The sequence below is a fragment of the Sandaracinaceae bacterium genome (assembly GCA_020633055.1).
In the GTDB taxonomy this organism is placed as follows: Bacteria; Myxococcota_A; Polyangia; order Polyangiales; family Houyiibacteriaceae; genus JADJJE01.
This window is the reverse complement of the sequence record JACKEJ010000006.1, coordinates 272,756-296,358: the sequence shown is the minus strand read 5'-3', so window position 1 is coordinate 296,358 and position 23,603 is coordinate 272,756. Positions and strand designations below refer to the sequence as shown.

At 69.8% G+C, this 23,603-nt stretch carries 16 protein-coding genes; 5 read left to right on the top strand and 11 right to left on the bottom strand.

Annotated elements, in window-relative coordinates:
- The first annotated feature begins 4 nt into the window (after positions 1 to 4).
- Positions 5 to 1,375 (top strand): phosphoglucosamine mutase, encoded by a 1,371-nt coding sequence (locus tag H6726_10675; GenBank protein ID MCB9658101.1) that lies wholly within the window; start codon positions 5 to 7, stop codon positions 1,373 to 1,375.
- A gap of 281 nt (positions 1,376 to 1,656) precedes the next feature.
- Here the strand turns inward: H6726_10675 and H6726_10670 are convergent, their stop codons facing one another.
- The 4 genes from H6726_10670 to H6726_10655 all read right to left on the bottom strand — a co-directional run bounded on the left by H6726_10670 (position 1,657) and on the right by H6726_10655 (position 8,303).
- Positions 1,657 to 3,279 (bottom strand): outer membrane protein transport protein, encoded by a 1,623-nt coding sequence (locus H6726_10670; protein MCB9658100.1) that lies wholly within the window; start codon positions 3,277 to 3,279, stop codon positions 1,657 to 1,659.
- The gene (locus tag H6726_10665; protein MCB9658099.1) at positions 3,276 to 6,719 is read right to left on the bottom strand and encodes a hypothetical protein; all 3,444 of its coding nucleotides are present in this window, start codon (positions 6,717 to 6,719) and stop codon (positions 3,276 to 3,278) included. The genes H6726_10670 and H6726_10665 overlap by 4 nt, the downstream gene beginning before the upstream one ends.
- A gap of 168 nt (positions 6,720 to 6,887) precedes the next feature.
- Entirely contained in the window at positions 6,888 to 7,616 is a 729-nt protein-coding gene (locus H6726_10660) for a hypothetical protein (protein ID MCB9658098.1), read from the bottom strand.
- Between the two features lie 150 nt (positions 7,617 to 7,766).
- Positions 7,767 to 8,303, bottom strand: coding sequence for a hypothetical protein (locus tag H6726_10655; GenBank protein ID MCB9658097.1), 537 nt, complete (start codon positions 8,301 to 8,303; stop codon positions 7,767 to 7,769).
- Between the two features lie 354 nt (positions 8,304 to 8,657).
- On the opposite strand from H6726_10655, the gene H6726_10650 reads away from it, so the two are divergent.
- Complete coding sequence (locus H6726_10650) at positions 8,658 to 9,392, top strand: response regulator (protein MCB9658096.1); 735 nt, start codon at positions 8,658 to 8,660, stop codon at positions 9,390 to 9,392.
- Between the two features lie 89 nt (positions 9,393 to 9,481).
- On the opposite strand, the gene H6726_10645 is transcribed toward H6726_10650, so the two are convergent.
- Positions 9,482 to 10,375, bottom strand: a complete 894-nt coding sequence (locus H6726_10645) for a hypothetical protein (protein ID MCB9658095.1) — start codon at positions 10,373 to 10,375, stop codon at positions 9,482 to 9,484.
- A gap of 119 nt (positions 10,376 to 10,494) precedes the next feature.
- Positions 10,495 to 12,888 (bottom strand): RNA-binding transcriptional accessory protein, encoded by a 2,394-nt coding sequence (locus H6726_10640; protein ID MCB9658094.1) that lies wholly within the window; start codon positions 12,886 to 12,888, stop codon positions 10,495 to 10,497.
- A gap of 226 nt (positions 12,889 to 13,114) precedes the next feature.
- On the opposite strand from H6726_10640, the gene H6726_10635 reads away from it, so the two are divergent.
- Both H6726_10635 and H6726_10630 read left to right on the top strand, forming a co-directional pair.
- A complete protein-coding gene (locus H6726_10635; protein MCB9658093.1) occupies positions 13,115 to 13,867 on the top strand; it encodes a phosphoadenylyl-sulfate reductase in 753 nt (250 codons plus the stop codon).
- A gap of 48 nt (positions 13,868 to 13,915) precedes the next feature.
- Positions 13,916 to 14,965 (top strand): class I SAM-dependent methyltransferase, encoded by a 1,050-nt coding sequence (locus tag H6726_10630; protein MCB9658092.1) that lies wholly within the window; start codon positions 13,916 to 13,918, stop codon positions 14,963 to 14,965.
- A gap of 25 nt (positions 14,966 to 14,990) precedes the next feature.
- On the opposite strand, the gene H6726_10625 is transcribed toward H6726_10630, so the two are convergent.
- Together H6726_10625 and H6726_10620 are read right to left on the bottom strand one after the other, a co-directional pair.
- Positions 14,991 to 15,434 (bottom strand): winged helix-turn-helix transcriptional regulator, encoded by a 444-nt coding sequence (locus tag H6726_10625; protein MCB9658091.1) that lies wholly within the window; start codon positions 15,432 to 15,434, stop codon positions 14,991 to 14,993.
- A gap of 11 nt (positions 15,435 to 15,445) precedes the next feature.
- Positions 15,446 to 16,525 (bottom strand): alpha/beta hydrolase, encoded by a 1,080-nt coding sequence (locus H6726_10620; protein ID MCB9658090.1) that lies wholly within the window; start codon positions 16,523 to 16,525, stop codon positions 15,446 to 15,448.
- A gap of 171 nt (positions 16,526 to 16,696) precedes the next feature.
- Here H6726_10620 and H6726_10615 point away from each other — a divergent pair, with 171 nt between their 5' ends.
- A complete protein-coding gene (locus H6726_10615) occupies positions 16,697 to 17,263 on the top strand; it encodes a GNAT family N-acetyltransferase (protein MCB9658089.1) in 567 nt (188 codons plus the stop codon).
- 87 nt (positions 17,264 to 17,350) lie between these two features.
- Here the strand turns inward: H6726_10615 and bla are convergent, their stop codons facing one another.
- The 3 genes from bla to H6726_10600 all read right to left on the bottom strand — a co-directional run bounded on the left by bla (position 17,351) and on the right by H6726_10600 (position 23,472).
- Positions 17,351 to 18,154, bottom strand: coding sequence for a subclass B1 metallo-beta-lactamase (bla, locus tag H6726_10610; GenBank protein ID MCB9658088.1), 804 nt, complete (start codon positions 18,152 to 18,154; stop codon positions 17,351 to 17,353).
- 69 nt (positions 18,155 to 18,223) lie between these two features.
- Positions 18,224 to 20,611 carry a hypothetical protein gene (locus H6726_10605; protein MCB9658087.1) on the bottom strand — a complete coding sequence of 796 codons (2,388 nt, stop codon included), beginning with the start codon at positions 20,609 to 20,611 and terminating at the stop codon, positions 18,224 to 18,226.
- 128 nt (positions 20,612 to 20,739) lie between these two features.
- Positions 20,740 to 23,472, bottom strand: coding sequence for a hypothetical protein (locus tag H6726_10600; GenBank protein ID MCB9658086.1), 2,733 nt, complete (start codon positions 23,470 to 23,472; stop codon positions 20,740 to 20,742).
- Between the last annotated feature and the right edge of the window lie 131 nt (positions 23,473 to 23,603).

The following is a 23,603-nucleotide window of genomic DNA, read 5'->3' as shown; positions in this document are numbered from 1 at the left end:
GCACATGACTCGATCTCTCTTTGGCACGGACGGCGTCCGCGGCCTCGCCAACGCTGGCAACATGACCCCCGAGACCGCGTTCCGCATCGGCGCGGCGATCACCTACCAGGCGCGGACACGCGTGAAGCACCCACCCCGCGTGGTCATCGGGAAGGACACCCGCATCTCGGGCTACCTCTTCGAGACGTCACTCGCGGCTGGGGTGTGCGCCTGGGGCGGGCGCGTGATGCTGACGGGCCCTCTACCGACGCCCGCCATCGCGCACCTCACCAGCAGCATGCGCGCGGACGCGGGGGTGGTCATCAGCGCTTCGCACAACCCGTACGAAGACAACGGCATCAAGCTGTTCGGGCCCGACGGGTTCAAGCTGCCCGACGAGACCGAGGTCGAGATCCAGGCGCTCATGGAGGACGGGCGACTGGACAAGGGTCGCCCCACCGGCAAGCGCGTGGGCACGGCCGAGCGCCTGGACGACGCGCCGGGACGGTACGTAGCGTTCGTGAAGGCCTCCTTCCCGGACGAGCTCACGCTCGAGGGGCTCAAGGTGGTCGTGGATGCCGCACACGGCGCGGCGTACCGCGTGGCCACGGCCGTGTTCCGCGAGCTCGGCGCCACGGTCTACAGCCTGGGTGACAAGCCGAACGGCACGAACATCAACCACCTGTGCGGCGCGCTGCACCCCGAGGCGTGCGCGCGCGAGGTGCGCAAGCGGGGCGCGGACATCGGCATCACGCTGGACGGCGACGCCGACCGCGTGATCATCGTCGACGAGAAGGGCAAGGTCGTCGATGGCGACGCGCTGATGGCCCTGTGCGCCACGCGCATGCTGCGCCGCCGCGCGCTGCCGAAGAAGACCCTGGTGGCCACGGTCATGAGCAACCTGGGGCTCGAGCGCGCGATGGTCCGCGAGGGGGGCAAGCTGCTGCGCTGCGCGGTGGGAGACCGCTACGTGGTCGAGGCCATGCGGCAGCGCGGGCTCGCGTTGGGCGGCGAGCAGTCGGGCCACCTGATCTTTCTCAAGCACGCCACCACAGGCGATGGCTTGGTCGCCGCCATGCAGGTGCTCGCCATCCTCCTGCGCGAGCAGCGACCGCTGTCCGAGCTCGCCGGCGAGGTCATGGAGCGCGTGCCTCAGGTGCTGGTCAACGGCACGCTGCCCGTGCGACGCCCGCTGCAGAAGATGCCGAAGACGACCGCAGCCATGCGCGACGCCGAGCAGACGCTTGGCGCCGACGGGCGCGTGTTGGTGCGCTGGAGCGGCACCGAGCCGAAGCTGCGCGTGATGCTGGAGGGGCCCAGCTTCAAGCAGATCGACCGGTTGGCCCGCGACATCCTCGCTGTGGCGAAGGACGAGCTGGCGACCGCCGCGCCCTGAGGTGCTGCGCCGGAACAAGCGAGGACGGAAGAAACGACCCGGTCAGCGGCGCAGCTGACCGGGTCGCGGGTGCCTCTCAGAGGATCTTCAGTAACTCAGAGGGTCGTGGAGGATTCGGGGATCGCCCGCTGCATCGGCCGTTGGGCCTCCGCGTTGGTTGACCTTACCAACGCCTGGATACAACACACGTATCATCGTATCAAGAGAAATTGCTGGGGTCATGACGCACGAGGGACGGTCGCGCGTTGATTCGCGTGGTGTTCGGTGTGAGCCGCGCACGCTCAGCGAGCATAGCCCGTCGACCACGAGGGCTGTCCCGCGTCTGGACCCTGGGGGGCGTCCGGCGTGGCCGTGGGCGATGCGTCCTCTGCAGGCGCCTCGCGCTCCCCGCTGTCGCGCCCGGTCGGCGCATCCCCCTCGCCTCGCTCCGACATCGGCTCGGGGGTAACGACCGGGGGCGCGGTGTTGGGCTGCCAACGCAGCCCGATGCCGAGCATGTCGCCCTCCATCGCGTAGCGGCCGTTGCCGATGTACGCCGGACCGTCCGGAGCCATGTCGCCCGCTGCTGGCGGGCGGATGGGGTTGGGCTGCGTCACCTGACTGTTCGTGACGTTCCGGTTCTGCAGGAAGAGGTGTGCGTAGGAGACGTCGAGGAAGATGCCTGGCTTGACCTCGAAGCTGGCACCCAACCCAAGGATGTACTTGCGCGTGTCGAGCGTGAGCACGGTCAGGTGCGAGTCGCTGAAGCTGGACGTCTCGAACATCAGACCGCCGCGCACGCTGAGCCGCTGTTCGAACGGGAGCGTGAGCTCGCCCCCCACGCGTACGGAGTACGTGTCACGCATGTTGCGGGGAATCGACAGGCTGCCCACCTCGTAGTCGCCGATGGCGAGCGCGTCGCGGATCCACACGTCTCGCGGGTCGACCGTGACCTGAGACTGGCTCGACCAACGCTCGAAGACTCCAGCCACTTCGAGCCGTAGGTACGGCGTGGGGCGCACCTCGACGCCCGCGCGCAGCGTGAGCGGGAACGGCAAGGTCACGCGCGCCTTGTTGCCCTCCACGCGCGCCCCCTCGAACAGCACCGCGCTCGGCAGGCGCACGTCGATGGTGGCGTCGCCGCGGATGGCCTTGGGCCACCACAGGAACGAGAAGCCCAGCGACAGCACGTCGTTGCGGTAGATGACGCCACCCTGCAGGCCGGGCTCGATGACCGGGTTGATGGACAGGCGCGCATACCCATCCCACTCGGGGTTCTCGGGCTGCGTGCACAGGAAGCGGTCGCACGCGGTCATCGCCACCACGGCCTGGAACACGCCCACCATCATCTGCACGCCGAGCCCGATGGAGAGCTCGTCGATGGGCCGGTACGCGACCGACAGCGCGAGGTGCGCGAGCGCCGAGCCGTTGAGGTTGATGAGCGAGTAGCGCTGCGGCGCGGGGCCGCAGTTCGGGTCATCGTCCATGTCGCAGGGGTGACCCTGACCGTCCAAGCCCGAGGGATACTCGCCCAGCACCGCGGTGGGGACGAACAGCCCGGCCCCGAACGTCCAGCGCTCGAGACCGAAGTTGTCCGAGTACGCCAGCATGGGGAGCGGCAGCAGCGGCACCTCGGCCTCCACCGTGGGGAGCGTGTTGCCGCCGCTGTCCACGCGCGTGTAGCTCCCGCGGAAGAACAGCAGGTTCGCGTCGATCAGCAGCTGTTGACCCGAGAAGCCGAGGCCCGCCGGGTTGTACCAGAGCGCTTGTGGATCGTCCGCGCCCGCCACGAACGCGAAGCCGCGGCCTGCCGGACGCACACCACGATCGCTGATGTAGAACCCGCCCGCGTGGGCCTCGGTGGGGAGCGCGAGCAGCGCGAAGGCCGCGAGCAACAGCGCGGGGGTGAGACGTTGCGTGGTCACTCTGCGATCTCCCGGTTCTGGACGACCTGATAGATGCGCTCGATGCCGCGGATCTCCCCGGTCAGGAAGTGGTGCACCGACTCGAACACGTCGAAGTGATCGGCGGCGCTCATGGAGCCTCCCTCGTTCGGCACCTGCCGGTTCACCTCGGCCACCACCTCGATGATGGTCTCGAGGGGCGTCTCGGCCGGCCCTGCGGGCGGCAGCGACACGAGGTTCTGGAGCACGCGCGTGATGGTGTGGTTCGCGTCGCGCTCGTTGATCTCGCGCAGCAGCGCGAGCGTGCGGTCCAGCGTGCTCCCGTCGATGTTCACGTCGCCGCCGTTCTCCGCCGCGTCGCGTACGCCGATAGCGAGCGCCTCCGACAGACCCGTCAGGATGGGGTCCATGTGGGCGTCGTCGTCCAGCACCTGCATCAGGTCGGCGATGGCCGCGACGGTCACCGCGAACGACTCGTAGGGCGCCTCGTCGTCCATCAGGTACGCGAGGAAGTGCGCGAACGCGCGGCGCGCGTCCTCGTCCGCTTGGATGGCCTCGAGGAAGCGCAGCGCCGCCGTGCTGACCGCGGAGCCGAGGCTGGTGGACATGCGCTCGTCGAGCCCTGCGGCCCACGGGACCAGGTCTCCCCCGTCGCGGTGCGCCTCGATGCGCTGGCTGGCGAGCGCGGTCAGCGCGCGCAGCGCGGGCGGCGTGTGCGGATTGTCGAAGCGGTGCCCCACCGAGGTGCGCGTGGTCAGGCCGAACGCGTCCACGAGCGCGCTACGACCCGCGAGCCAGCTTTCGTGGCGGTCGGCCTCCGGCTCGAAGAGCGCGTCGATGCCCGCGAGCGCGTCCAGCAGCTGATACAGCGGCGTGACGGGGATGCTGCGGCCGCCGTTGGTGCGCGTGGTGCCCGTGCCGTCCAAGTTGCGCAGCCGCGTGTTGCGCGCCGGGTCGATCAGGCGCTCGCCGAGGGCCGCCAGCGCGTCGATTCCGTCGACGCCCGGGCGCACCTCGATGCCATCCAGCACCTGACCGAGCTCGTGCAGGCGCGTGATGAACTGGGCGCCACGGCTCGCGCTGCATGCACCAGGCGCGCCGACGCAGTCCGCAAACAGCGTCGCGACGATGGGCTCGTAGTTCACGCCCCCATCGCGATGCGCGAACGCGGGCGCGTTGGGGTTGCTGCCCTGCACCATGTCGTTGCCCGTCGTGGGCCAGTGCAGGTGCAGCGCGCTGATCAGCTCCGTGAACAGGAAGCGCCCTCCCGTGCGGCGATCGTACTGATGGAAGGCGCGGATGAGCGGCTGCGCAGCGTCCAGGAACGTGGTCTGGTCGCGCGTGCCGTTGCAGGGCGCGCCATACGGGATGAGCACGTCGTTGCAGAAGTGGTACTCGCGCTCCCACGCGAACACGACGGGCCCGTGGCGCTGCTTGAACAGCTGCCCGTCGCGCGTGAGCGGCGGGTCGATCAGGCCGTCCACCACCGGGCTGTCCACGAACACCAGGCGATTCAGCGCGTACGGCGTGGGGCTGGTGGTGAGTCCGTCGATGCCCGTCAGCGCCTGCAGCAGGTTGTTCACGATGCCGCGCAGCAGCGGACCGATGACGGGCGCGTTGAGCAGGTCGTTGAACAGCTCGATGGAGAGCGGCAGCGTGGCCTCGCCGATGAGGGAGAGCGCATAGGTCTCGGCCACGTCCTCGATGCGGAACAGGTCGCACTCGCCGATGAAGTTCAGCGGCAGCGTGATGGACTGGGGGTTGCCGAAGATGTCCCGGTACTGGAGCACGATCTGCGGGTTGGCCTTGTTGCAGACCGACACGTAGCCGAGGTCGTGGATGGCGGAGATGGTCTGCTGGAAGACGCTCTGGTTCCCCCGCGCGTCGGGCGCGTTGCGGTTCGGCGTGACGGCCCAGTCCTGGTCCGCCAGGTGCAGGTTCACGTCGTTCGCCGGAGGACCCTCCGTGTAATCCTTGTAGGTCATCATCTCCGCGAAGATCTGCCCGAAGCGCCGCGCCTGCGGGTCGGCCAGCGCGCGCAGCAGCGCCTCGAGCAGGCCGGGCTCCTGCACGATCCACTGCGCCACCTGGATCACGTCGTCCCACAGCTCGCTGCCCTCGACGAGGTCGGCGCGCGGGGTCAGGTCGCTGCGCGCGTCGGTCACGTGGCCCGCGTGCACCAGGCCCGCGACGAGCCCCTCGTGATCACGCAGCAGCACCTCGAGGGCGGCGATGGCGTCCGCCGTCTCCGTCTCCGACAAGAGCGGCGCGAGGGCGTGCACGAGCGGACGCAAGGCCCCCTGCGAGTCGTCGTAGCCGGCGTAGTCGAGCGTGATGGCGCCGACCTGCTCCTGCGCGTCCGTGTTGGGGCCCAGCAGCACCGGCAACCCGCGCAGCGTGTCCAGGAGCCCGGGCTGGTCGGGATCCAACAGCGGGGACACGTCGCGCGCGAGCCCCGCCAGCAGCGTGCGGTTGAGCTCGTGGTACGCGAACAGTGGGCGCGCCTGGTCGTCGAGGGCGCGCTCGTCGGCGTCTCGCGCCGGGGCGCCGGGCTCTCCCAGCAGCGCGAAGGGCGCGGGCAGGCTCAGCGGGGCGCCCGACGCGTCGAGGTAGCGCCCCTCGTCGTCCACGTCGGCGAGGCCGTCGGCGTCCAGGTCCACGAAGCCCAGGCTCCCGTCCAGCGCTGCGGGGACGGCCATGCCGCGCGCGTCGCGCTGTGGGATGAGCACGGGCGAGCTGGGCCCGTAGGCGTCGTCGTGGCTGAGCATCAGCTCGCGCGCCACGGCGAGCGTGCCGCGTCCGTCGCCGGTCGGCTCGGGCACGGGGTCGTCCACCGCCAGGTCCGCCGCCAGAGCCTCCACCAGCGCGCGGTACTCGTCGTGCGCGGCGCCCCCCTCGTCGATGGTGGCCAGCACCGTCGTCGCGAAGTTCTGGAAGTCGTCGTAGGCCAGCACGGGCCGCGCCACGCCGAGCGCTCGACGAAGCGGCCGGTAGCCGCGCCGCACACCCACCTGCTCGAGCGCCGTCAGCACCGCCTCGTCGCTCATCAGCTCGTACACCAGGCTGGCCGCGCCGCGTGTGGTGTTGGGCAGCTGCTCGTCCGGACGGTCGTAGAGGGGGAGCAGGTCCAGCAGCAGCGTGTCGAGGTCGTCCTCGAGGGCCTCCGGGAACGTGGCGTCCAGCGCCGTGATCAGCCGCGTGCGGTTCTCCGCCAGCGCGCGCAGCTGCGGGCTGGGGGCGCTCTCGGGGGGTGCCTCGCCTGCGCACAGGGCCCGCGTCTGGCCCCCCGACACGTCGCTCGGCAGCGCCTCGGACGAGAAGCGCTGGCAGACGACCTTGTAGATCTCTGCGCCGATGGTGCCGCGACCGAGCGCGCGACGCTCCGTGTCGAACGGGGCCGAGCAGGCCGCGAACGAGGTCGAAAACAGGGCTAGAACCGCGATCCAAGGGGCGTGTCGCACGTCGTCGTCTCCGAACAAAGAAACAAACAGACGATACTCGTATCACACACACCCGCACACATTCAACTCACCGATAGGTGAATTCGTCATTGGGGTCCGATGGCCCGCGGGACCACGCCTGCCGCGAGCGCGCGAGACGCAGTTGGCGCCGGCGCCACCCGTCTCCGCTCAGAAGAGCTTCACGCTACGCACCTCGGTGTAGCTCTGGCTGCCGTGCGTTCCGTCATTGCGCGCCTCGATCCGCACGTAGCGCGTCTCCACGACGTCACCGAAGTCGATCCGCGTGGGGGACGTCACCAAGCTTCCATCCGTGTCGTCGTGCGCCCCCGGCCCCACCATGCGCTCCGGCCCGAGCGCCTCCCATCCAGCGTCGTCCCACGCTGGCGCCGAGCCCCCCAGCTCGGGATGCACGAAGAAGCGAATGTGCGTGAGCTTCCCGTCGCTGAACATCTGGAACACGCTCGCTTCGGTGAAGCTCACCGTGCTGCAGCCGCGGGCGCAGGCGTCGATGATGAGCTGCCCCGTGACGAGTCCACTCTGACCGTCCCGAGCGCTCCATGTCGCACCCGTGTTCTGGTTCGTGCGGAAGCTCTGCGTGGCGGAGTCGCGGGTGGTCGGCGAGCTACCATCGTCGTCACACAGCGTCCCACTCGGCTCCCAGCTCGCCTCACAGGCGGCGTTCAGGTCGTCCGAATAGACATAGGTGGCGTCCTCGGCGCCGCTCGAGTCGACGGCGGTGATCGCGACGACGCGTGCGTTGCCGCCAGTCTCGACGCCGCTCAGGACGTTCGCGTATGGGGTCGCGTCGGCACCGCCCCCGCAACCGGCGAGCGCAAGCGCAGCGCCCAGAATGGCAAGAGGGAGACGGGTGTCATCAGGCGTCTGGGGAATGGTCATGACCGACCATAGCCCGAACCCGACGCGCGGGGCACGCTCGAGCGCATCGAGCCCACGAGTCCCGCTCCAGCAGACCCGTGGCGCGCGATGCGCAGGAGCGCCGACGAAGGGCAGCCGGGATGGAGCCCCAGCCACCCTTCGTTCAGGCGGTCACAGTCGCAGGTTGAGCGCCTTCAAGCTGCTCCCGCCGCACCGGGTGAAGATGCTCTGCGTGATGATGGTGGTCGTCGTACTCGTGTGCGACCAATCGGTCGGGATCGTGTACCCGCCGGTCCCGAACGGGTCGAGGATGGCGGCGATGCAGATCTCCGGGCTGACGGCGCTGGGGTCGAACGTGTTGAGTGCGCTGTCGAACACGTAGAACGTCGTGCCCCCCTGCGAGAACTGAGCGCGGATGAAGCCCCCCTGCTTGTACCGCGAGCTGATCGCCGCAGCGGGTGGGTAGCGCCACTCGAACCCAAAGAGGTCGTTGGTCCTGTAGTAGAGGTCCGCGAAGTCCCACGTGGGCACGGTGTAGGGGTAGGTGACCCCTCCGTACGTCACGCTGGTCATCGTGTCCCACTCCGAATCGACGAAGTCCCACAGCTTGACCGTGACGTAGCCCGAGTCCGGGGCGTAGCCGTTGACGGTGTTGTATCCGTCATGGTCGATGTCGTCCCCGTCGTAGTGGGTGGAGATGCAACCCACCGAGAAGACGAACGATAGAGAAACAAGTAGCAAGCGCATAAGTGGCAAACGAATTCGGTTCATTGGCTTCCTTCCAAATTCGGAGACGACACGTCCCCTCTCAGCGCCCACGCCAGGCGTGAGCAACGGGAGGCTCGCACAGTCCGCTGCCCATTTGGTTAAATATATCACTAAACAAAAGATTTAATACACACCCCGTCTTGGTTACATCAACTACTCTTTGTGAAAGCAAGTACGTCCTCGAGAAGGAGCGGAAGGGCGCGCGTCTCGAGCGGTGCCCTTGTGATCCCAGATGTCTGCCGATAGCATCAATGGTCTGTCCTTCCCTCACCAGGCCCTCACCAGGAGCGATGCATGCGCGCGAGTCCTCCCCCCGAAGCCGCCGACGACCAACTCACCGTGTTGGTCATCGAGGACGACCCGGACATGCAGCGCCTGTTGGTGGACCTCGTCATCGCTAGCGGGCACCAGGTGGTCGCGGCCGAGTCCGCCGAGGAGGGCCTCGCGCTGCTGACGCAGTGGTCGTTCCAGATGGCCATCCTGGACCACAACCTGCCCGGCATGGAGGGCATCCTGCTGGGCGAGTACCTGCGGCGCCACAACCCGCACATCACCATCGCGCTGGTCACGGGCGACGACGACCCGCGTCTACCGCGCGAGAGCCGGCAGCACGAGATCGAGTTCGTGGCGAAGCCCTTCGAGCCCGAGCGCATCGAGCGCTTGCTGCGGGACGCCGTGATCGCCGGCAAGGAGCGCATGGCCGCGGAGGCCGCGCGTGGGCAAGAGACCTTCGAGCCGCCCATCGCGGCGTACGTCGATCAGGTGGGCCCTTGCTACGACATCCCCAAGGTGCCGGACCGCCTGGCCAAGCGCTTGGTCGACACGCTCAAGCGGCACCTGAACAACCTGCGCAACGCCAGCCGCTACAACGAGCGTGACCGCGTGGTGGCCTTCTCGGGGCTGCTCAGCGCCAAGGTGCTGGGGCTCGACCTGCCGCGTGCTGCGTCGGGCAAGACGCTGTACGAGGAGTACGACGCGCTGATGCGTCAGCATGGACGCCGGCCCGAGTTCGACGAGCGCGCGGCCTGAGGCGCCGCGGCCCGACGGGCATCCGAGCCGGGACCGCGCACGGCAGGCTCACGAGCGGAGCAGGCGCACAGCCTGGAGGGCACAGCGGCTCACGAGCGGAGCAGGAGCACGGCGGTGAGCACCTCGTCGCGGAGGATCGGCAGCGCCACTCCCCACGTCAGCCCGGCGTGGGTGGCGTCGCGATCGGTCGCGTCGTTACCTCCGTCCTCCCGTGTCCAGACCAGCGGCTCCTTTGCGCTCGCCGCGCGCCCCGCGGCGCCCTCACCGGGCATCAGGCACGTGGTCCGGCTGGCCCGAGCGAGCGCTTCGAGGCCCGGCAGGTAGGTGCCGTGCTCGAGCCACAGACGACCCTGTGTGTCGGGCACCCAGATCTCGATCGCGCTCGCGGGCGGGACGCGCTGCGCCGTGAGGAACACCAGCACGTGCTCCACCGCGCCGCCCCGCACGATGGGGACGCCCAGCCCCACGGCAAGCGCGTGCTCCCGCGCGAGAGCGGCGCGCAAGAACAGAGGTGAGGCGCGCACATCGTCGATGATGTGTGGTTTGCAGCGATCCCACGCGATGCCGGGGAGCCCGATGCCTTGCGCGAAGCGCGCCAGCCGGCTGGACAGCTCGAACTCGGTCAGCGTCCCGTAGAAGCCCTCGGCGTGAACCAGGTCGCCGCGTCGGCTGGGCTCCCAGACCTCGATGCCCCCGCCCTGCCCCGACGGGCTGTGGCAGCGCCACACAGCCACTGTCGCCAGCCGGGCGCCGCAGTACACGGGTACGCCCACCAGCACGTCTTCGCGACCGGAGGGAGACAGCTCGGGGCGGCAGGTGGCCAGCACGCGGCGCACCACGCGAGCCGCACCCGTGACCCCGGCCTCGATGGAGGCCTCGCGCTCCTGCTGGCCCGCGGCGCTCGCGACGACGCACCGGAAGAGGTTCCCGCGGAGCGGGGACCAGAGCTCGACCTCGTGGATGAACGCAGCGCCGTGGAGCATGACGAGAGCCTCTCGATGACTCTAGGCAGCCCCACGGAACGGTCGATGTAGGCATCGCGCGCCGTGCCTCTATTTACCCTGCGGACACGCGCGCGAAACGCCCCGGCGTCAGAGCCTGATCACAGCTTGATGTTCGCGAAGGGGTTGTGGCTGAAGCCGCCCTTCTGCTGTCGGTCGCCGCCGCCCTGCCCGCCCTGACCACCACGGCCGCCGCCTTGTCCACCACGGCCGCCGCCGCCTTGTCCGCCGCGGCCGCCGCCTCCGGGCCCGCGCCCGCCACCGCGTGCGTCTGCGCCGCGATCGCGTCCACCGCCAGCGCCGCCGCCCGAGCGACGCGCCCCCGGCTCGGACTTGGCGCTGAGCGCGATGCGCCCACGCTCGAGGTCCACCTCCATGACCGTCACCTTCAGGCGCTGGCCGACCTTGACCACCGTGCTCGGATCCTCGACGAACTTGTCGGACAGCTCGCTGATGTGAACCAGCCCGTCCTGCTTCACGCCCACGTCCACGAACGCACCGAAGTTGGTGACGTTGGTGACGGCGCCCTCCAGCACCATGCCCTCCTGCAGGTCGGACAGCTTGGTCACGTCCTCACGGAAGTTCGGGGCCTCGAACTCGTCGCGCGGGTCGCGACCCGGGCGACGGAGCTCGGCGAGGATGTCGCGCAGCGTGGGCTCACCCACGCCCTCACCCACGTAGCGCTTCACGTCCACGCGCGCGACGTGCTTCTCGTTGCCCACGAGCTCCTCGAGCGGCACGCCCAGGTCGCCCGCGATGCGCTCCACCAGCTCGTAGCGCTCCGGGTGCACGGCCGATCCGTCGAGGGGGTGCTCACCGCCACGCACGCGCAAGAAGCCGGCGGCCTGCTCGAACGCGCGGGGCCCGAGGCCCGTCACCTTGAGCAGGTCCTTGCGGCTGGTAAACGCGCCGTTCTGCTCGCGGTGCTGCACGATGCGCTTGGCCAGCGAGTCACCCACGCCAGCCACGAAGCTGAGCAGCGGCGCGCTGGCCGTGTTGAGCTCCACGCCGACCGCGTTCACGCAGCTCTCCACCACCTCGCCCAGCTTCCGCTTGAGCAGGCTCTGGTGCACGTCGTGCTGGTACTGGCCCACGCCGATGGACTTGGGGTCGATCTTCACCAGCTCGGCCAGCGGGTCCTGCAGGCGGCGCGCGATGCTGATGGCGCCGCGCACGGTCAGGTCCAGGTCGGGGAACTCTTCGCGCGCGATGTCCGACGCGCTGTAGATGCTGGCACCCGACTCGCTCACCAGCACCACGATGGGCTTGGGGCTGGGCACCATCGGGTCGCGCAGCACCTCCCGCACGAAGGTCTCCGTCTCGCGCCCGGCCGTGCCGTTGCCCACCGCGATGGCCAGCGGGTTGTGCCGCGCCAGGAAGCGCAGCAGCTCTTGCCGCGCCCGCTCCACATCACCCGCGCCCTTGAACGGGTAGATGGTGTCCGTGCCCAGGTAACGCCCGGTCGCGTCCACGGCGGCCAGCTTGCAGCCCGTGCGCAGGCCCGGGTCCACGCCGACCACGCTGCGCTGCCCGTAGGGCGCGGCCAGCAGCAGGTGCCGCAGGTTCTCGGCGAACACCTCCACCGCGTCGCGGTCGCTGCGCAGCTTGAGGTCCACGCGCACGTCGGTCTCCACGCTGGGTGCGAGCAGGCGCTTGAACGCGTCCTCGACGGCGGTGCGCATCGGGTCGGCCCACGGCGAGCGCGGGTCGAGGCTCATGGCCGCCTGCATGCGCGGCAGCAAGGGATCGGGGTCGACCTCGATCTTCAGGCGCAGCACGCCCTCGCTCTCACCGCGCCGGATGGCCAGGAAGCGATGCGACGGGATGTCCTTCGCGCCCTCGCGGTAGTCGTAGTAGTCCTCGAACTTGGTGCGCTCGTTCTCCTTGCCGCGCGCCACCGAGGTGATGACCTCGCCCTTGTTGGCGAACGCGTCGCGCAGCATGGCGCGCACGTCGGCGTGGTCCGCCACGATCTCGGCCACGATGTCGCACGCCCCCTTGAGCGCGTCCTCGGCGCTGGCGACCTCCTTCTCGGCGGACACGAACGTGGCGGCCTCGTCGAGGGGCTTGCCGTCGGCCGGCTGCGCCAAGATGCGCAGCGCCAGCGGCTCGAGGCCCTTCTCCTTGGCGATGGTCGCCCGCGTGCGCCGCTTCTGCTTGTAGGGCGCGTAGAGGTCTTCGAGGGCCGCTTTGGTGGTGCAGGCCAGGATGCGCTTGTGCAGCTCCGGGGTGAGCTTGCCCTGCTCGGTGATGCTGGCCAGCACGGCCGTGCGCCGCTCGTCCAGCTCGCGCAGGTAGGCCTTGCGCTCTTGGATGTCGCGGATCTGCACCTCGTCCAGCCCGCCCGTGACCTCCTTGCGGTAGCGCGCGATGAAGGGGACGGTCGCCCCCTCCTCCAGCAGCTGGACCACCGCCGCGACCCCCCGGGGCGGCAGCTGGAGCTCCACCGCAATGGGGCCCACCACGTCGAACTGGCTTCCTGTCGGTTCCGTCATTTGCCTCTCCGCATGTTCAGGGGGCCGGGTCTTAGCGGTCGGGGTCGAGAACCGCAACGGTGGTGTGCGCCCGCCCGCGATCATTCTTTACCCCACGACCGTAGAATACACACCCGTGCGCGCGGTTTCGTCACGCTTTCCCGGCACACACGACAGATTTCAGCACTTGGAAGCGAGGTACGCGTTGCAAACCCACACTGAATTTGTCAAGTTAGGCCGGCTCACCATGGATGCACTCGACCCCACCCCCGGCGATCTCGATCTCCAGCGTGCCAATCAGGAGCTGCGCGACGCCAGCGCCGAGGAGGTCATCTCGTGGGCGGCGCAGCGCTATGGGGAGCGCCTGGTGGTGTCTACCAGCTTCGGGGCGACGTCGGCGGTGATGCTGCACCTGGTCGCCCGCGTGGCCCCCGAGACCAAGGTCGTGTGCGTGGACACCGGCTACCTGTTCCCCGAGACCTACCGCTTCGCGGTGCAGCTGGAGCAGCGCTTCGGGCTGGACCTGCGCTGGGCCACGCCCGCCATCTCGGCCGCGCGGCAAGAGGCCCTCTACGGCAACCGCTGGGAGCAGGGGGACGAAGGCGTGGCCGAGTACCTGCGCATCAACAAGGTGGAGCCGCTCGAGCAGCTGCTGAACGAGCTGGGCACGGAGGCGTGGCTGGCAGGGCTGCGCGCCAACCAGACCGAGCACCGCGCGAGCCTCCCGCGCGTCGGCCGGCAAAACGGTCGCGTGAAGCTGCACCCCATCCTCCCGTGGAGCGACGAGGACGTGGACGCCTACATGGAGCAGCACGACCTGCCCTACCACCCGCTCTACGCGGAGGGCTACCGGTCCATCGGCGACACGCACTCCACGCTGCCCACCACGGCCGACATGGACCCGCGCGATGGGCGCCTGCTGGGCAAGAAGAAGGAGTGCGGTCTGCACCTCCCGCTGACGCCCGCGCAGAACCAGTCGCTGAAGTCGTCGGGCCTCTAGTCGGTCTTCTCCATCGTGGCGGCGGGCGAGCACGGTGCGACGCGGTTGTTGACGGCCGACCCCGTGCGGGGTCGCGTGTTGCTGCTGGACCCTCCAGAGGACACCGCCGTGGCCGCGGTGCGCGCGGCTGCCGGGTCCGACCTGGTAGCGATCCACGCCCGCACGTTCGACATGCGGCGCACCGCCTTCGCCACGCTCTGGACGGGCTCAGCGAGTGAAGACACGGCGGGGAGCTTCGACCTCGCGTTGATGTACCTCCCCAAGGGCAAGGCGCGTCAACACTGGCTGCTGGACCAGGCGCAACGGGCGCTGGGGCCCGCGGGAGAGCTGCGTGTGGTGGGCGGCAAGCGCGAGGGCATCCGCTCCATCCGCGAGGCCGTCAACGCGCGCTTCACCGAGCCCCTGGGTGTGAGCAGCGGCGGGCACGCCCAGTGCGTGGCAGCGCGTCGTCCACGGGCGCCGGAAGCAACGCAGACGCACGGGGTCGATGTCTACGCCCGCGCCGTCACCGTGGACGTCCCGGGCGGACCACTGCGCTGTGTGTGGTACCCGGGGGTCTATGGTGCGGAGAAGCTCGACGAGGGCACCGCGCTGCTGCTGCAGGCCATCGCCCCCGCCATCGACGCCGGCGCTCTCGACGACGCGAAGCGTGTGCTGGACGTGGGCTGTGGCAGCGGCGTGCTGGGGGCCGCCTTGGCGCGTGCTGCGGGTGCGCGGGGCCTGCTGCAACGAGGGCTGCGCGTGGAGCTGGTGGACGTGGACGCGCTCGCCGTCGAGGCCGCCCGCGCCACGCTCGCGGACCTCGGCCTGCCAGACGGGTCCGCTGTGACGTACGGCTCCGACGTGTACGGCGCGACCGCTGGGCGCTACGACTGGATCCTCAGCAACCCTCCGTTCCATGACGGCGTCGGGACGTCGTACGACGTCGCGGACCGACTGATCCGCGAAGCACCTGCACGTCTCGAGCGAGGCGGGCGGCTGACCCTGGTGGCCAACGCATTCCTGCCGTACCGCGATGCGCTCGACCAGGCCTTCGGCGCGCACCGCGTGCTGGCCGAGACGGGACGCTTCCGCGTGTACGAAGCCACACGCAGCTAGCGCGCGAGCGTGCGTTGGCGGCGACTCACACGCCAAACGCGGCGGGGTCGGCCTCCTTCGCGCGTAGGACGAGCTTGCCGAGGGCCTGCATGAACGTGGCTCGCTCACGTTCGCTCAGGTCGGTGGTGACGAAGCCGATCCACGCGTCGTTCCAGCCACGGATCTTGCCGACCATGCGCTCCCCCGCGCGGGTGGGCCACAGCTCCTTGACGCGTCCGTCCGACTCCGACTGCCGCTCGCGCACCAGCCCCTTGTCGCGCAAGCCCTTTACCGCGCGGGCCACCGCAGCCCGGTCGATGACCAGCTCCTGCGCGAGCACGTGCTGCGTGACACCCGGGGCGTGGCCGACGTTCGCGAGGATGACGCCCTCCGAGTAGGAGAGCCCTTCGCGCGCCAGCGACTGGGAGAAGTAGCTCGAGAACGTGCGGTTGAGCACCCCGAACGCGCGCAGGAGCGGGACGTCCTTCATGCCCCCTGGTATCACGGTCCGAGGAAGAACTCGGTGGCGATGCGAACGAATTCGGTGGGCTCGTCCAAGTGCACGACGTGCTCGGAGTCGATCCGCAGGTACGTGCCTGCCGCGAGCAACGACATGGCGCGCGCGGCGTCGTCGTCGTCGAGCGCCCCGTTGAGCGTCCCGTCTTCCAGGTATTCGAAGTTCGCGTGCAGCAGCAAGGTGGGTGCCGCGACGCGCTGCAGGGCCTCGGCTTGGTCGAAGCCCTCGCTCCAGCTCCCGTCGTAGAAGGCGTCGCCGAAGTGCGGGTCGTAGACGTCCAGCCCACGCACCAGGATGCGAACGATGTCGGGCAGGAAGTTCAGCTCGACGCGCTCGCCGGGGTGGTCGACGCGGTAGGTCTCGACGCCCGACACCAGCAGGCGGTAGCCGAAGTTCCCGAACATGTTCACCACGAACTCTTGGTTCGAGGCGACCCAGTAGAGCAGGAAGTCCTCCCGGCTGCGGGTCTCGAGGTACGCGTGACACGTCTCGAACGTGCGGAACGCGATGGTCTCTCGCGAACGAGGCAGCTCGGACGTGAACAGCGGCGGGTCCTCGAGCAGCACGGCCCGTACCCAGCTGGGCGCGTTCGCGGCGAGCCACAGGGAGAGCAGACCGCCGGACGAGTTGCCCGTCACGAACACGGGCTCGCCGATGACGTGCTCGATGAACGCCGTGAGGTCGACACCGATGTGGGTGGCGTCCATGTGGTCGACCGGGCTCTCCGTCAGCCCGTGACCGTGGTACGAGACCGCGAAGACGTGGAAGGTGCGCGCCAGCTCGGGGAGCACGCGGCTGTAGCTGTACCAGTCCATGTGCTGCGCGTGCAGCAGGAGCAGCGGCGGACCCGAGGCGGGCCCCTCCGCGTAGTAGAGGGTCGAGCGGCCGACGCGCACGCGCCGCTCCACGATGCCGGCCTCGGCCAGGGTCACGTGCCAGCCGTCCCGGAAGCTCGCGTCGAGGTCGTCTGGCTGGGGGACGACGTGAGGCTCACAGACCGCCGGGCCAGCATCCGTCCGCACGCAGTCGCCAGACGGCGCACAGCCAGCGACAAGGTTCGTCACGAGCAGCACCACCGCACATTCGAGCCGATTCGAGAGGTTCACACGCCACTCCAACTTGTTGACTCAGTCACCTTACTCGACGTCTCCATCACGATCAAGAGCGACGCTCTGGACGAGGCGGTCGTGGGCGCGTGCTTGCCGTCGGCGGGCACGTCCGTACCATCCGGGCCCATGGAGCCACGGCGCACTTCCAGGCTGATCCTCCGAGGCTGGCGTGCGAGCGACCGGGACGCGTTCGCGCAGCTCAACGCGTCCCCGGACGTCATGGCGCACTTTCCCTCCGTGCTCGGACGTGCGGAGAGCGACGCGCTCGCCGACCGCATCGCCGCGCACTTCGACTCGTCCGGGTTCGGACCGTGGGCCGTCGAGGTCGAGGGTGGCCCGCCGTTCGTGGGGTTCGTGGGGTTGGCGCACGTGGGCTTCGAGGCGCACTTCACGCCTGCTGTGGAGCTCCTGTGGCGCCTCTCACGGGCGGCCTGGGGGCACGGCTACGCCACCGAGGCAGCGCGCGAGGCGTGCCGGTTCGCCTTCGACGACCTGGCCCTCCCCGAGCTCGTTTCGTTCACCGTCCCGGCGAACGTGCGGTCGCGGGCGGTCATGGAGCGCCTGGGCATGACGCACGACGTCCGCGACGACTTCGACCACCCGTTGCTGGCGGCCGGGCACCCGCTCGAGCGTCACGTGCTGTATCGCCTCCCGAGCGCCAGCTGGACGTCGTCGACCCGCGGCGTGGGTTGAGCGGCACGCCGTCCGAGCGCCGCGCGGCTCGAACCTACTCGGACGAATGAGCCCGCCGAGGAGGCTCCCCAGGGCCCGCGCGCCCGTTCACGGTTGGTGTTGCGCGCCACGTACCAGCGCGATGGTGTGGTCGAGCAGCGTCGCATCTCCAGGCTCACCGTGCCCCGGTACGACGACGCGCGGTGCCGGCACGCGACGCCGCACCGCCGACACGGACGCCTCCCACGTGTCGAGCGACGCATCCGCCAGGTTGCCCACCGACGTGCTCGCGAGCTCACGGACCATGCAGGTGCCGAAGAGGACGCCCGTGTCGGGCAGCCACACGACGACGTTGTCGGGAGCGTGCGCCGCGCCGGGGAAGAACACCTCCGCATGGACGCCGTCGACGTCGAGGTTCACCTCGCTGGCGAAGGTCTCGTCGGGCGGGGGCTCGCCCGCCGCGCGTGCCCGCTCGGCCGTCAGGGAGAGCCCGTGCACCGTCACGGACCGACGCTGCAGCGCGCGGATGCCCCCCATGCGATCTTCGTGCGAGTGCGTGACCACGGCGTGGGACACGCGGCGGCCGTGCGCCGACGCGACATGGTCCAGCAGCAGCTCCGTTCCAGCGTCATCCCAGGTCGTGTCGATCAGCAGCGCTTCTCGCGCGCCGAGCACCACCAAGCCGTTCGAGGAGATGCGCCCCCACTCGGGGAGCTCGGTCCAGGAGACGTGCAGCAAGACGCCAGGGCTCAGCTCCCGCACCACGAGATCGGCACCCAGCACCGCCTCGGCGGAGGCGGCGATGGTGGGGACAGGGAGGGTCTCCCGCTCCCCTCCGGCAACGGACGAACGGGCCGGCCCAGACGCTCCGCAGCCCACAAGAAAGAGTAGAGCGAGGCAGCTCGTGCGCATGGCGGCAGCCTGCCACGTGCGACGGCCCGGCGCTAGTCGGGACCCGCAGAACGGCCCGCCACGCGGTGCTCACGCCCCCGCGAGGTCGAGCAGCAGCGCGCGCGGCACGAGGCGCTCGTCGAGGAACGTGTAGGCTCCGAACGCCTCGAGGATGCTCGGCCCGTGGACGGCCAGCACCCACCTCCAGTACGGCGTGAGCGTTGCCTGTGCACCGCCCGAGAGCCGACCGCCTCGCGCGACGAACGCTCTCGAGAGCGCCTCGCCGACGGTCCCCTCCCGTGGCTCCCGGACCTCGGCGTTCCGACCCGAGGTCGCGTAGAACGCGCCCCACGCGGAGTCGTCTTCGGCCGCGCCGCCCTCCGCCGACACGGTGCCGGCCGGCCGCGGGCACGAGGGAGGCAACGGCACCAGCTGCCCCAACAGGAGGAGCGGGTCGACGAGACCGAGGCCGCCCGCCGTCACGGGCCAGAAGCGGTGCGCGCGCGGCAGGTCGGTGGCTCCCCGCGCCTCGAGCGCGCGGTCGATGAACGCGTGCAGACCGCCGTCGGCGACCTCGGCTTCGAGACGCCTCGTCAGCTCTTGCACGATCCGGCTGTGGGATCCCTCCCCGGTCTCGGGACAGCATCGCAGGTGCCCGCGGGACACCACGCTCGAGAGCCCAAACCGAACGTGCGCGTTGTAGGCACGCAGCGCAGCGACGAGCGCGGGCTGCTCGAGCTCCGCACGAGCCCTGGTGAGCAGCTCGGCCAGCCCTGTCTCGGACAGCCGCCAGGTCCCCGATGCCCCCAGCTCGAGCAGGTTCCAGCGTGCGCTGCCCCAGACCGCCTCCTCGATGGGCGGCGGAGCTGGGTCGCCCACGGCGACGGCGCTGGACTTGTCGAGGTTCAACGCGAGACCGAGGTGAGCGAGCGCGGCGCGCAGCTCGTCGTAGGCTGCGACCACGTGCGACCCGCTACCAGCCACGAGCGCGAAGTCGTCGACCAACCGCAGCGTGAGCACGTCGGGGTGTCGGCTCCGCAGGGTCAGCTCCGCCGCCGCCAGAACCACCTCGGCCAGCCGCCGCCCCAGCCTCGTGTTGAGCGGCACGCCCCGTGTCGCACGTGTGACGCCCGAGCTGGCGCGGAACGGGACCCGCACGAAGTCGCGCACCCACGCACGCCACGGCGCGGGGACGCCCAGCACCTCGAGCGCGACGTCCAACGCCTCGTGGTCGATGGACGCGAAGCAGTCCCGCACGTCGACCTTGATGAGGTAGACCGGCGCCACGGGATCCCGGGCGCGCCGCAGCGCGACCTCGGCGTCCACCAGCCGCGCCACCGCCGCGGTCCCCTCGCCATACCCAGCGCCGTAGGCTCCCGACTCGTGGCCCGCGGCAGCGAGCTCGGAGCGACGGACGTCTCGCTCGAGCGTGACCGACCCCACCGCGACCTCCTCGTCGACGACGCGAGGGTCGTTCAGTAGACCCAGAGGGCGAGCCAGCGCGGCGCGCTCGTTCGCGAGGATGATCGGCGGCGCCGCCAGCTCGGTGAGCTTCGCGAGGCGCCCGCGCCGCGTCGCGTGGTCCGTGAAGAACACGTCGGCCAACGCGTCGTCGAACCAGCGGCCGACGGTCTCGAACGCGACGACGTCCAGCAGCGACATGTCTGGGTGGAAACGCGTGCGGTCCGCGGTACGGACGGCGCGCACGGCGACCCCCTCCTCGGGCCAGCGCCAAGCGCGCGGGTCCTCCATCAGGCGCAGCGAGAGGGCGTCACCGAGCGCGCGGACGGTCGGCGACTCGTGCCACGTGCTCTCGTCGCCTGGCGTCAACGCGGCCGCCTCCGCCCGAACTGCCGCGCTCCGCTCGGCGTCTCCTACCACCCGCCGCAGCTCCTCGACGACGGCGACTGAAAGCCTGGGTCCCGTGGGGTGAGCCTCCTCGCTCGGTGGCACCACGTGGAAGTCACTGCCGAAGCGCGCCGCGACCTCGTCGGCACGCGCGTCGAGGCCGATGGCGCGCAGCTCCCGACGCAGCGCCTCGACGTCGATGCGATCCGGTGGCTCCGCCATGCGCCCAAGGAACGCGTCGGCGGCTTCGGGAGCCGGTGCCGACGCTACGGCCAGCTCTCCTGCGACGGTGCCGAACAGGTACGCCACCTGCGACCGTGCGCGGCCATGCATGAGCTCGCGCACGAGCCGCGCCTCCCAACCCGACGCCGCATCCGCCGACGCGAGGCCGAGGTCGTGACCGTGGAAGAGCGCGTCGAGGTCCGGGAGGTCTGGGTGCAGCGGCTCCCCGGCGCGGGTCAGGGTCGCGAGCCCTTCGTGCAGCGCACGCACGCGAGCGACGAGCCCCATGGCCGCGGCGCGCGCCGCGTCCGCCTCGATCGCATCGTAGGCAGCGGTGAGCGCGTCGCGCTGATCGCGCAGGGCCGCCAGCTGGGTGGCGGCGATGAAGCGGGCGATGTCGGACCCCATGGCGGGGCAGCGTACTGCATCCCGAGCGCCACGGAGCCCCGATGAACGCAGAACGCCCCGCGCGAGGCCGGGGCGTTCGTCGTCGTTCGTCTCTCGTCACCCCAGCCCGCGCCTCCGCGGGCCAGCGCTCAGAGCGTCTTCAGGTACTCGATGATGGCGTCACGCTGGTGGTCGGTGAGCCCGTCGCCGAACGTGTGGCCGCCGTTGCCCTGCCCGTACATGCGCGTGTTGTACCAGGTGCGGTTGTTGACCGAGTCGAAGTCGGTCACGTCCATCGGCGCGTACAGCAGGTTCCAGACCAGGATGAGGTTGTCCTGCGCGAAGGTCAGCACCGTGTCCAGCAGCTCGGTCGCCACGCCGGTGGGGTCGCACGAACGGTGCTGGTTGGTGATCTGTCCCAGGAACTGGTTCTGCACGCACTGCACCGCACCGTTCAGGTTCGACTGCAGGTGCAGCACGTCGAGGGGGTTGAACTGGAAGCAGTCGAGCGCACCCGTCACGCCGCCGACGGGGTCACATGCGCGCCCGTAGACCTCTTGGTAGGTCTGGTAGCGCCAGCCCACGTTGTCGTGGTCGAAGGCACGCGTCAGCGACGTGTCGTAGCCCATCATCACCTCGCCCTGCTGGAAGTTGGACGGGGTCGGGGTGGTGAAGCGGCGGAACAGGTCGGGACGCGCGCTCGAGTCGAGCACGCCGCGCAGGTTGGGCACGGAGCCGTTGTGGAGGTACGGGCCCGTGGACCACACCCCGTGCAGCGGCTGCGCGAGGTAGCCAAGCGCGCGACGCGCGGTGCTGTTGCGCGGCGCTGCCACGGGGTCGCGGTAGTTGTTGTGGTTCTGCGGGCCGCAGTAGTCCGCGTTGCCGGCCGCGACCTCGTCCTGGAGCTCGGCGTAGCCGAAGAAGTTGTGCCGCCCGGCCTCGTTCATGGCCTGGTCGTTCACATTGAAGCGCACGCGGTCGGTGCCGATGATGTCGATCGGTGTGATGTACGCCGCCTGCCCGATGAGCGCGGGGTCCGAGAGCCAGTTGGGGTCGTTCGCGTAGCGCGGCGCGTAGACGCCGTGGCAGGTGGAGCACGAACCATTGCCGCCCTCGAGCGTCGGGACACCGGGGCCGCTGCCAGCCTGCCACAGGTTCAGCTCGTGGAAGAGCACGGCGCCCTCCTCGGCCAGCTGACGGTCGACGTTGCCGGGGTACTCGGGCGACTTGAGCGTCAGAGCCCAGTCGTTGATGGCGACGCCGTGGTCGCGCATCCACTGCTGCCCGTCGTTCTCCTCGTCCACGCTGATGAACGCGCTGATGGCCTGGAAGATGTCGGTGTTCTGGCTCTCGTCGAGCCCAGTCAGGTCGACGAGGTCGATGCCAAAGGCGTTGAACACGCCGTTGATGATGTTGAACACGCCTGCTGGGACGTCAGCGGGCCCGAGACCGATGGCGTTGAGCGCCAGGGTCACGATGTAGCCGACCATGTCGACCACGCCGGCGACCGCGTTGACCAGGAAGGTGACGCCGTCGCCGACGACCCCGAAGAGACCGACGATGGGCGTGTAGAAGACCATGTCGACGCGCGGCGCATCCATGGGGAACAGACCGTCGACGAACTTCGCCGTGCGGTGGCCCATGTTCCACCACGCCGGCGTGTCCATCCCGGCGCTGGTGCCGGTGGTCAGCAGGCCGCCCAGCGTGCCGAAGTCGTAGCCCGCGTCGTTGTCCGGGAACAGGAACGCGAGGTTCACGTCGGACGCATTGTTCACGCCGCGTGTCTTGCTGAGGTTGATCCAGAACACGAAGGACGCCGCGTAGCCACGCGGGAGCATGTCGTACAGGAAGAGGTTGTGATCGGCCAGGGGGCTGCCCGAGCCCTCCGTGTAGCCGGAGCGGCCCATGTCGGGCGCGGTCGCGTCGCCGATGCTGCCGGTGTGACAGCCCTGGCACGTGATACCGATGCGGCCGGTGTACGACCCGTCCTCGTCACGCAGGTGCGTGAAGAAGTAGGGCATGGTGCCCGACCCTCCCGTGCGCTCGGCCTCGGGCGTCAGCGTCACGTTGGAGAGGATGTCGAGCGGCGAGTCCACCCCGGGGATGAGGCTGCCCGTGAGCACCTCGTTCCGCGGATCGCCGGGCCCATAGTAGAGCGGGTACGGGTTGCGGACCGGCCCGAAGGGCGAGCCCACGCGCTGGCCGACGAGGAAGTCGAAGTTGTCGGGGCGCTCGTCGAGACCCCAGCTCATCCACATGTTGTTGTAGGCGGTGGCCGGGAAGGTCGCGATGCCGAAGCCCGACGTGAGCTCCCGGTAGTTGTTGCCCGAGAACAGCGCGCCGCCGCCAGCTGCGCCAGGGACCATCAGACGTGCGCCCTCGGCCACACGGGCGCGCAGCTCGCCGCAGGTCGTGGGCATGCCCTCCTCACCGACCACGTCGGGGAGCATGTGGCAGTCCTTCCACGCGACGTTGAAGAGGATGTTCGGGCCCGCAGCGTCGCGGTTCACGTGCGTGCGGGGGTCGAGGTCGGGCCCGATGGGGGTCTCGTCGGGCTTGCAGATGCAGTAGTCCCACACGGCCCAGCCGCCATGGCGCGCCCACAAGAGGTCGTTGGGGTCGGGCTCCGGAATGGGGCCGTTGCCGTAGTACGGGTTCGAGGGGTCGCACGTGTAGCCACCGTCCTCGTAGCCGCCGTCGCCATACCCAGCGTCGTCGTATCCAGCGTCCTCGTAGCCACCGTCCGGGTAGCCGCCGTCGGGTTGGTACACGCCGCCGTCGGGACGAGCGCCTGCATCGACATCACAGCCCGACGTGGCGATCGCGAGTGCGACGAGGGCCAGCGCGGGCGAGTAACGGAAGAAGTGTTCTTGGGTTGCCATCCTCATTCTCCATCCAGGCGAGCCGCGGGGGCACGCTCGATGGGTCGACGATAGCAATATCGAGTTCGAGATACAACATCAGTTTCTTTGTTCCATCGAGACTTTTCGGCAACCGTCCTCGAAGAGGGACG

Bases quoted from the DNA above. Each gene is read 5' to 3' on its own strand.
- H6726_10635 (MCB9658093.1), top strand. From the start codon at position 13,115: ATGGATGCACTCGACCCCACCCCCGGCGATCTCGATCTCCAGCGTGCC.
- H6726_10650 (MCB9658096.1), top strand. From the start codon at position 8,658: ATGCGCGCGAGTCCTCCCCCCGAAGCCGCCGACGACCAACTCACCGTG.
- H6726_10605 (MCB9658087.1), bottom strand. From the start codon at position 20,611: ATGGGGTCCGACATCGCCCGCTTCATCGCCGCCACCCAGCTGGCGGCC.
- H6726_10675 (MCB9658101.1), top strand. From the start codon at position 5: ATGACTCGATCTCTCTTTGGCACGGACGGCGTCCGCGGCCTCGCCAAC.
- H6726_10660 (MCB9658098.1), bottom strand. From the start codon at position 7,616: ATGACCATTCCCCAGACGCCTGATGACACCCGTCTCCCTCTTGCCATT.
- H6726_10615 (MCB9658089.1), top strand. From the start codon at position 16,697: ATGGAGCCACGGCGCACTTCCAGGCTGATCCTCCGAGGCTGGCGTGCG.
- H6726_10625 (MCB9658091.1), bottom strand. From the start codon at position 15,434: ATGAAGGACGTCCCGCTCCTGCGCGCGTTCGGGGTGCTCAACCGCACG.
- H6726_10645 (MCB9658095.1), bottom strand. From the start codon at position 10,375: ATGCTCCACGGCGCTGCGTTCATCCACGAGGTCGAGCTCTGGTCCCCG.
- H6726_10600 (MCB9658086.1), bottom strand. From the start codon at position 23,472: ATGGCAACCCAAGAACACTTCTTCCGTTACTCGCCCGCGCTGGCCCTC.
- bla (MCB9658088.1), bottom strand. From the start codon at position 18,154: ATGCGCACGAGCTGCCTCGCTCTACTCTTTCTTGTGGGCTGCGGAGCG.
- H6726_10640 (MCB9658094.1), bottom strand. From the start codon at position 12,888: ATGACGGAACCGACAGGAAGCCAGTTCGACGTGGTGGGCCCCATTGCG.